Below are 222 nucleotides of genomic sequence, written 5' to 3'. Positions count from 1 at the left end.
CAGACAACCATGTAGTCGTTTCTAGCGAGCGAAAAATAGCACTCCAAGTAAGCTCTCTATGAATAAAGGCACCAACAAACAAAGTATAGAATATTGCAACAATGGCAGATTCAGTCGGAGTGAAAAATCCTGAGTAGATACCGCCTAAGATAACCAACGGAGCAAGAACAGACCAAAAACCAGAACGCATAGTTCGTGCAATGTGTTTGAAATCCCAACCAC

General features: G+C 41.9%; 1 protein-coding gene. It reads right to left on the bottom strand.

Annotated features, from left to right (window positions below):
• Positions 1–222: TRAP transporter large permease subunit (locus tag V6259_RS19980; RefSeq protein WP_341586015.1), on the bottom strand; the 222-nt coding region annotated here is incomplete at both ends.

It is taken from the genome of Marinomonas sp. TI.3.20 (assembly GCF_038155025.1).
GTDB classification, from domain to species: Bacteria; Pseudomonadota; Gammaproteobacteria; order Pseudomonadales; family Marinomonadaceae; genus Marinomonas; species Marinomonas flavescens.
The sequence above is the reverse complement of the archived record's forward strand: the minus strand, read 5'-3'. Positions and strand labels throughout refer to the sequence as shown.